Here is an 8,707-nt window from a genome sequence, read left to right on the forward strand (position 1 = left end):
ATGAAACAGTAAATCAAATCGGTTTACTGTTTTTTCTTTGCCCAAAAACAGAAAGAGAGGAAACAGAAAATGAAAAATATAGATGAAAAAATCTTAATGGCAGAAGAAGAAATCAAGCAATTACAAAACAAAAGAAAAAAGCTCATCAGCCAACAGAAACAGGAAGAGAGAAAAAAGAGAGATAGACGGCTTTATGAAAAAGGCGGTGTATTTGAAAGTATCTTTACCGAGAGCAAAGAATTAACCAAAGATGAATTTTATCAACTAATTACATTCCCGAATATAAAAGAAGCAGTCAATCAAAAAATCTTAAAAATCATAGAAAGGCGAGAAGAAAGAGAAAATCAAAATATGGAAAATCAAGAGGAAGTAATGGACATAGAGGAATAGTCCCTTGTTTACAAGGGCGCACTTATACACCCTAAAGGGTGCGTGCGTTCTCCGAAGGCTCTTGCAGAGGGCATATCAGCTAACGCTGATACAGGGGAGCTACACTCCCCTACGGAAATAAATTTCCTACCCCTTGTGTACTTCCCAAAAGAAATCGGATAAAAAGCAATCCGATTTTTTTAGGAAGTCTTTATCATCGCCACCACACCAATATCAAAAATGGAAAGGAGGTTTTTTCTTATGGCGATATATCATCTCAGTATAAAGATTATCTCAAGAGGAAAAAATAAAAGTGCAGTAGCAGCTTCCGCTTATCGTAGTGGCGAAAAAATAAAAAACGAATATGACGGAGTAGTCCATGACTTTACAAGAAAAGGTGGAATAGCCCATACCGAAATTCTATTACCGCAAAATGCACCTGAAGAATTTTCAAACCGTTCTGCCTTATGGAATAGCGTGGAGAAAATAGAAAAAAGTAAAAATTCACAGCTTGCAAGAGAAATAGAAATTGCATTACCTAAAGAATTAGACAGGGAAAAACAGATAGAACTTGTAAGGGAATATGTAAAAGAAAATTTTGTGAAAGTTGGTATGTGTGCCGATATTGCCCTACACGATAAAAATTATGGAAACCCACACGCTCATATCTTACTTACTATGCGACCGTTAAACGAAGATAAAACATGGGGAGCAAAATCAAAAAAGGAATATATCCTTGATAAAAATGGCGAGAAAGTAAAACTCAAAAATGGTAATTACAAAACAAGAAAAATAGATACAGTAGATTGGAACGAGCAAGATAAAGCAGAGCAGTGGCGAAAGTCGTGGGCAGATATTACAAACAACTATCTTGAAGAAAACAGCATACAAGAAAAAGTTGACCACCGCTCCTATGAAAGACAAGGCATAGAACAAATACCGACCATTCATTTAGGAATATCGGCAAGTCAAATGGAGAAAAAAGGTATTGTTACCAACAGAGGAAATATCAACAGAGAAATCAGACATCAAAACAAGATATTAAGAGAAATTGCAAGACGAATAAAAGCCTTAATGAGATGGATAAGAAGTTTAACAACAAACAAGAACAAAGATAATCTAATAGAGAACCAAGAGGATATATCTTTACAATCCACCACCCCACTAAAACAAAATGATTTAACAGATATACTCTCTAATCTCATAAAAGAAAATGCAGATAATAGTAATATAAACTTAGAAAAATATATTGAAAGCTATCAATTTCTTAAAGAGAAAAATATTACATCAATACCCGAATTGAAAGAATGTATATCAGCATTAAGAGATAAGAACTACAAGACTACAAGAGCTATCAAAGATACCGAAAAGAAAACCAATGACAAAGTAGAGCTTATAGACCAATCAGAAAAGTATTTGAAACATAGAGACACATACAAAACCTATGTCAAGTTGAAGAAAAGCAAGCAAGAAGATTTTTATAACGAACATACAGCAGAAATTATTTTATTTGAGAGTGCAAGAAAATATCTAAAAGAGCATTTAGGAGAAAGTAAGACATTAGCTATATCCAAGTGGAAGTTAGAAGCAACAGCATTGAAGAAAGAAAAAGACACCCTATATTCTCAAATCTTAGATATGAGAAAAGAGGTTGAACAAGCTGAAAGTGTTAGAAACTGTATAGAGAAATTACTACAAGGAAATAGAGAACTAACACAGGTAAAGAGGAACGAGTTAGACCTATAAAACTAATTGGAAATATGGTATAATAATAAACAAATACAATTTTGATTTAAGGAGATGAACATTGTGCATGATTTGAAAATAAAAGGTATCATTGAATTTTTAATTAAGGCAAAAAAAGCAACTTATGCTGGCGATGGAAATACAACCAATTCATCAAGACCGTGTTCACATGATTTAAAGTATTTTGAAGATAATTTTGAATACTATGATTCTTATTTTGGAACAGATCCGTTCATTGGAGAGGAGGCTCTTTGGTCAAACGGAGAAATAATTTGGTCGATGAACTATGCAGGTCGAAAACTTGACAAAGAATTTGAGTACGGATTTTTAAAAGAAGCATTGCTTTTGGTTAATAGTGAAAATCCGTTTAGAGGACCTGATGAATATTCTAATGGTGATTATAAATATATGTGTGAAACGATAGGGGATTTTGAATGGTTTCAAGGATATGAATCAATAACTTTTCAAGGGAAATTAGTCTATGAGTGCTATTATCATGGAGGGATAGTTCGATAAATTTCGGTTTTAGGAGGTGGAAGTTTGGAATTTTATAAAGCGTTAGTTGGAGAAAAAAAGCAAAAGAAAAATATATTCAGCGATTTGATTGGGGAGTGGGATATTGAATGGGTTGATGGAAAAGGTACTGAAAAGGAAAGACATGTAATTGGAGAATGGATATTTTCAGAGATACTAAATGGTGATGGAATACAAGATATTTTTATTTGTCCATCAAGGGAAGAACGAGTATCCAATCCTCAGCCTGACGCAGAGTATGGTACAACAATAAGAATGTACAATCCTAACAAACAAAAATGGGATATTTGCTATACTTGTTTAGGTAAAATGGTATATTTAGAAGCTGAAAAAGTAGAAGATAAAATTGTACTTATAAATATAAGCAATGATAAAGGCATAAATTTATGGGTCTTTGATGATATTTCTCCTTCAAAATTCCATTGGGAAAATAAAACATCTTTTGATAATGGAAAAACTTGGATAACAAATGGAGAAGTATTTGCTAAAAGAAGATAATTATAGATAATGGTTTGTATCATGATTGATAACTTAATAAAACCGATACAGGAACAGTAAATCAAAAAAGGTTTACTGTTTTTCTTTCCCTAAAAGTTAAATTTCCATACAGGACAAGCGTCCATAAATATAAAAAGGTACTTGACAAAACGCTCTCTGGGGAAATAAGAAAGATATTGAGCCATACATGGATGAAAAGTTTCAAAACAATATCTTGCTTACTCAGACAGAACGCCTAACTATGAATGGTAGACCGGCTAATCCAAAGTATGCTCGTAACAAGAATGTACTTGTAATCGGTGGATCAGGAAGTGGTAAGACAAGATTTTATGTAAAACCGAACCTTATGCAGATGCACAGTAGCTATTGCGTAACCGATCCGAAAGGAACGATAGTCATTGAATGTGGCAAGATGCTTGAAGACAATGGCTATGAGATAAAAATCTTAAACACCATAAACTTCAAAAAATCTATGAAATATAATCCTTTTGCCTATATTCGTTCTGAGAAAGATATTCTGAAATTGGTACAGACAATTATTGCAAATACGAAAGGAGAGGGAGAAAAAGCGGGTGAAGATTTTTGGGTTAAAGCGGAGAAGCTCTACTATACAGCACTTATCGGATATATCTTCTATGAAGCTCCAAGAGAAGAAAAGAACTTTGCAACTCTACTTGATATGATAGATGCTTCCGAAGTCAGAGAAGATGACGAAACCTATATGAATCCGATAGATAGGCTCTTTGAAGCACTTGAAAAGAAAGAACCTACACACTTTGCAGTAAAGCAATACAAAAAATATAAATTGGCTGCGGGAAAAACAGCAAAATCTATTCTTATATCTTGTGGTGCAAGGCTTGCTCCATTTGATATTCATGAACTTAGGGACTTGATGAAAGAAGATGAACTTGAGCTTGATACACTGGGAGATAGAAAAACAGCACTATTTGTTATTATCTCCGATACCGATGATACCTTTAATTTTGTGGTATCCATTATGTACTCTCAGCTATTTAACCTACTTTGCGATAAGGCGGATGATGTGTATGGTGGCAGGCTTCCTGTTCATGTAAGATGTCTACTTGATGAGTTTGCAAACATCGGTTTAATTCCAAAATTTGAGAAGTTAATTGCAACGATTCGTTCAAGAGAAATATCAGCAAGCATCATACTTCAAGCACAATCTCAGCTAAAGGCGATCTATAAGGATAATGCAGATACCATTGTAGGTAACTGTGATAGTACCTTATTCTTAGGTGGAAAGGAAAAAACAACACTAAAAGAGCTGTCCGAAACGCTTGGTAAAGAAACTATCGACCTTTACAACACATCGGAAACAAGGTCAAATCAAAAGAGCTTTGGACTTAATTATCAAAAAACAGGCAAAGAATTGATGAGCCAAGATGAGATTACGGTTATGGACGGTGGAAAATGTATATTTCAGCTTAGAGGTGTCAGACCGTTTCTTTCAGATAAGTATGATATTACAAAGCATAAGAACTATAAGCTGCTTGAGGACTATGATAAGAAGAATTTGTTTGATATAGAAAGCTACATGAGGCGAAAAGGAAAAGCAAAACTGAATAGGGAAACAGTTATTACAAGAATGCAGTAAGTCTAAAAATAGATTTGCTGCTTTTTTATTCAGAAAATTAGGAGGTAAGATGATAAGGATCAGAAGTCCCACTTAAAGAAAAACTAAATAGTAAGAGCATAGCGATTGGAAAAGAAAAACTCCAGTCGCTTTTTTTATTGAAAAGAAAAGGAGAAATTTTTAATGAAGCAAGAAATGATTAACATCAACGCCAATTTAGTGGCAGAACCTACTTTCTCAAGTTTTGAAAATGATGGTGAGGAAGTGGTAGTTGCAAACTTCACGCTTGTAAAAAAGTATGGAAAGGGCAAGGAATATATCAATTGTGCAGCCTACGGAGAAAAAGCAGAGAAAGCAAAGGACTTTGAAAAAGGTGATTTAATCCACATCTTTGGCTACTTTAAGAAGCGTGAAAAAGAGGGAAAGACTTACAAAAACTTTGTAGTGAAGTCCTACAACAAAATTGAAAAGAAAGAAGAAAATGAGGAGGAATAAATTATGGAATTTTTCGCACAGGCAGTAAATGTATTAAAAATCTTGGTTATGGCAGTAGGTGCAGGACTTGGAGCATGGGGCGTTATCAATCTTATGGAAGGTTACGGTAACGACAATCCCGGAGCAAAATCGCAGGGAATAAAGCAGCTGATGGCAGGTGGAGGTATTGTCCTTATCGGACTTAAGCTCATTCCACTACTTGCTAATGTACTCAAGTAAGAAGAAAAGGAGAGATTAGATGTTTGGGATATTCGACAAAATAGAAGAATTCTTTAAGGAGCTTCTACTGGGCGGTATCCAAGCAAACTTAGAGTCCATGTTTCTTGACATAAACGACAAGGTTGGTGCAGTTGCAACAGATGTAGGAAAAACTCCTATGGGGTGGAATGGAGATGTATTTGCCTTTATTAAAAGCATTAACGATTCGGTCATTATTCCCATAGCGGGACTAATTATCACAGCAGTCCTTTGTATCGAGCTTATCAATATGGTTATACAGAAAAATAACCTACATGATAATACGGATACCTTTGAATTTTTCAAGTACATCATCAAGATGTGGATTGCTGTATGGTTAGTATCCCATGCCTTTGAGTTTTCAATGGCGGTCTTTGATGTGGCACAGCACATGGTAAATAAGGCGGCGGGGGTTATAAACACCTCTGCTACCGTTTCCGGAGATCAGATAGTGGCAATGATGGATACCCTAAAAGAAAAGGGACTTGGAGAGCTTGTCATGATTCTCTTTGAAACCTCCATCATAAAAGTTGCCATACAGGCAATTTCCATAGTAATTATGCTTGTGGTTTACGGAAGAATGTTTGAGATTTATGTTTATTCATCGGTTTCAGCCATTCCTTTTGCCACAATGGGAAACAAAGAATGGGGGCAAATCGGCACGAATTACATCAAGGGACTATTTGCACTTGGACTACAAGGACTCTTTTTAATGGTTTGTCTTGGAATTTACGCAGTATTAGTTAAGACGATTGAAATAACAGATATACACACAAGTACCATGACGATACTTGGTTATGCGGTTTTGCTGGGGTTAATGATGCTAAAGAGCGGAACACTGGCCAAAAGCGTATTAAATGCACACTAAAAAAGAAAGGAAAGATAGTATGAATAAAAGAAAAACAGTATTTACAGCAGTAGTAATTGGAGCAGGCGTTATGGCGGTAATTGATAGAATCAGACTTCATAACAAGGTAGAAGAATTAGAAGAAAGAACAGAGGACATTGGTCGCTGCCACAATGATTTTTGCTTGATGCAGCAAAGATATAACAAGAATACAGATGAACAGCTTGCAATTATTCAGGATGAAATCGGCTCTGTATATGAACACTTTGAGGAGTTTTCAAAGGACAAAGAAGATGGGAGGTAAGCTATGGCGTATGTACCAATACCCAAGGACTTAAAGAAGGTTAAGACAAAGGTAGCATTTAACTTAACGAAAAGGCAGCTCATAGGATTTACCATTGCAGGACTTGTTGGAATACCTGTCTATTTATTTATGAGAAAGGTAGTACCAAACGATATAGCTGTCATATTCCTTATCGTGTCCACACTTCCAATCTTTTTTATCACACTTTTTGAAAAGGACGGACTGACCTTTGAGAAATATTTTAAGCATATCTATTTGCATAAATTCTATCAACCACAAAAGAGAGTGAGAAAGGAGGTTTACCTTGAACAAGAAAAGAAAAATTCAGCAAATAAAACTCACGCAAAACGAAAAGGCATTGAGAAGTCAAAAGCGGGACTTAAAGAAAAATAAGGGAAAGATTAAAAAAGACAGTAGTATACTTGACCTTATTTTTAAGAAAGAGCCGAAAAGATACACTGTTGAAGATACCATTCCCTATCTTAGACTCTTAAAAAGCGGGATATGCCAGCTTGATGAAAAGCACTTCAGTAAAAGCATAGCCTTTCAGGATATTAACTATCAGCTCGCCTTAGATGAAGATAGAGATTTGATTTTTAATCAGTTTGCAAACTTTCTAAATTCATTTGATCCAAGTGTCAGCATTGAGTTTTCCTACATCAATCAGCTTGGACGAAACGAAGAAATGAAATCGGCAATTCAGATACCGGATAAAGGGGACGGTTTTGATGATATACGACTTGAGTTTAGAGAGATGCTAAAAAGTCAGATTGTAAAGGGAAATAACGGACTGAAAAAATCAAAGTATGTAACCTTTACAGTGGAAGCTGATAATTTAGAGCAGGCAACATCAAAACTTGAAAGACTGGAGATAGATATATTATCTAATCTCAAAAGCATGGGGGTAAGAGCTGAAAGTCTTACAGGAGAGGAAAGACTAAAGATTCTTCACGATATATTAAATCCGAATAAGACCTTTGAGTTTTCCTACAAAGACCTGAAGAAAAAGGAGAGTACCAAGACATATATCGTGCCTGATGAATTTAACTTTATACCTTCAAGGTATTTTAAGTTTGGGAAGTTTATCGGAGCAACAAGTCATTTTCAAATCCTTGCAAGTGAGCTTTCAGACCGTATGCTATCAGAGTTTTTGGATATTGATGATAACATCAATATATCTTTTCATATTAAGGCGATTGACCAGTCAGAAGCCATCAAGATGGTAAAACGAAAAAACACCGATATTGATAAGATGCGAATTGAGGAAAACAAGAAAGCTGTAAGGTCAGGCTATGACATGGACATTCTTCCAAGTGATTTAATTACTTACGGAGAAGATGTAAAAAGTCTTTTAAAAGATTTACAGACAAGAGATGAGCGTATGTTTGTTGTAAGTATTGTCTTTATGAATTTTGCAAGGACAGTGCAAAAGCTCGATAACACCATAGCTCAGATAAGCTCCATTGCAAACAAGCATAACTGTAAATTGAAAAGACTTGACCATACGCAGGAACAAGGCTTAGTGAGCGTGCTGCCTCTTGGGGTAAACAAGATTGAAATAGATAGAGGGCTAACCTCATCATCAACAGCAGTCTTTATGCCATTTACCACAGAGGAACTTTTTATCAACTCAAGTAACAGTCTGTACTATGGACTAAATGCTTTAAGTCATAACCTGATTATGGCGGACAGGAAGAAATTAAAGAACCCAAACGGCTTAATTTTAGGGACTCCCGGAAGTGGTAAATCCTTTAGTGCTAAAAGGGAGATGGCAAATGCGATTTTAGTAACGGACGATGATGTGATTATTTGCGATCCGGAGGGAGAGTATGGAAACCTTGTAAGACAGTTTAAGGGAGAAGTGATAAAGGTCAGCAGTAAGTCAAAAGACTACTTAAATCCCCTTGATATAAACATGAACTATGGCGATGGAGATGCACCTCTTAAAGACAAGGCAAATTTCATTATGTCCATGCTTGAACTTGTAGTTGGAGGAAGTGGACTTACAGCAGAAGAAAAGTCGGTTATAGATAGATGCCTTCCTAAAATTTATGAAAAGTATTTTGAAAATCCGACTCCTGAT

Annotated in this window: 10 protein-coding genes and 1 pseudogene; all 11 read left to right on the forward strand. The window is 35.4% G+C overall.

The genetic code is table 11. The features are described from left to right. Positions 1-69 precede the first annotated feature (69 nt). The gene (locus HMPREF9129_RS02445; protein ID WP_004819991.1) at positions 70-390 is read left to right on the forward strand and encodes a DUF3847 domain-containing protein; all 321 of its coding nucleotides are present in this window, start codon (positions 70-72) and stop codon (positions 388-390) included. Between the two features lie 240 nt (positions 391-630). Continuing rightward, the gene (gene mobQ / locus HMPREF9129_RS02450; protein ID WP_040552192.1) at positions 631-2,115 is read left to right on the forward strand and encodes a MobQ family relaxase; all 1,485 of its coding nucleotides are present in this window, start codon (positions 631-633) and stop codon (positions 2,113-2,115) included. A 63-nt stretch (positions 2,116-2,178) separates the two neighbouring features. After that, a complete protein-coding gene (locus HMPREF9129_RS02455; protein ID WP_425452008.1) occupies positions 2,179-2,631 on the forward strand; it encodes a DUF5680 domain-containing protein in 453 nt (150 codons plus the stop codon). A 24-nt stretch (positions 2,632-2,655) separates the two neighbouring features. Beyond that, positions 2,656-3,147 carry a hypothetical protein gene (locus HMPREF9129_RS02460; protein WP_004819997.1) on the forward strand — a complete coding sequence of 164 codons (492 nt, stop codon included), beginning with the start codon at positions 2,656-2,658 and terminating at the stop codon, positions 3,145-3,147. 148 nt (positions 3,148-3,295) lie between these two features. Beyond that, positions 3,296-4,762 (forward strand): annotated as a pseudogene (locus tag HMPREF9129_RS02465) (VirD4-like conjugal transfer protein, CD1115 family); the annotation flags it as partial. 162 nt (positions 4,763-4,924) lie between these two features. Next, positions 4,925-5,236: a single stranded DNA-binding domain-containing protein gene (locus HMPREF9129_RS02470; RefSeq protein ID WP_004820001.1), complete on the forward strand. Its 312-nt coding sequence runs from the start codon at positions 4,925-4,927 to the stop codon at positions 5,234-5,236. A gap of 3 nt (positions 5,237-5,239) precedes the next feature. Then, positions 5,240-5,455 carry a Maff2 family mobile element protein gene (locus HMPREF9129_RS02475; protein WP_000394022.1) on the forward strand — a complete coding sequence of 72 codons (216 nt, stop codon included), beginning with the start codon at positions 5,240-5,242 and terminating at the stop codon, positions 5,453-5,455. A 19-nt stretch (positions 5,456-5,474) separates the two neighbouring features. After that, a complete protein-coding gene (locus HMPREF9129_RS02480) occupies positions 5,475-6,341 on the forward strand; it encodes a VirB6/TrbL-like conjugal transfer protein, CD1112 family (protein ID WP_004820003.1) in 867 nt (288 codons plus the stop codon). Between the two features lie 19 nt (positions 6,342-6,360). After that, entirely contained in the window at positions 6,361-6,624 is a 264-nt protein-coding gene (locus HMPREF9129_RS02485) for a hypothetical protein (protein WP_040552196.1), read from the forward strand. Positions 6,625-6,627: 3 nt separating this feature from the next. Beyond that, positions 6,628-7,017: a PrgI family protein gene (locus tag HMPREF9129_RS02490; protein ID WP_004820005.1), complete on the forward strand. Its 390-nt coding sequence runs from the start codon at positions 6,628-6,630 to the stop codon at positions 7,015-7,017. Next, positions 6,929-8,707: VirB4-like conjugal transfer ATPase, CD1110 family (locus HMPREF9129_RS02495; protein WP_257009129.1), on the forward strand; the 1,779-nt coding region annotated here is incomplete at its 3' end. The genes HMPREF9129_RS02490 and HMPREF9129_RS02495, both read left to right, overlap by 89 nt.

Source organism: Peptoniphilus indolicus ATCC 29427 (assembly GCF_000227315.1).
In the GTDB taxonomy this organism is placed as follows: Bacteria; Bacillota; Clostridia; order Tissierellales; family Peptoniphilaceae; genus Peptoniphilus; species Peptoniphilus indolicus.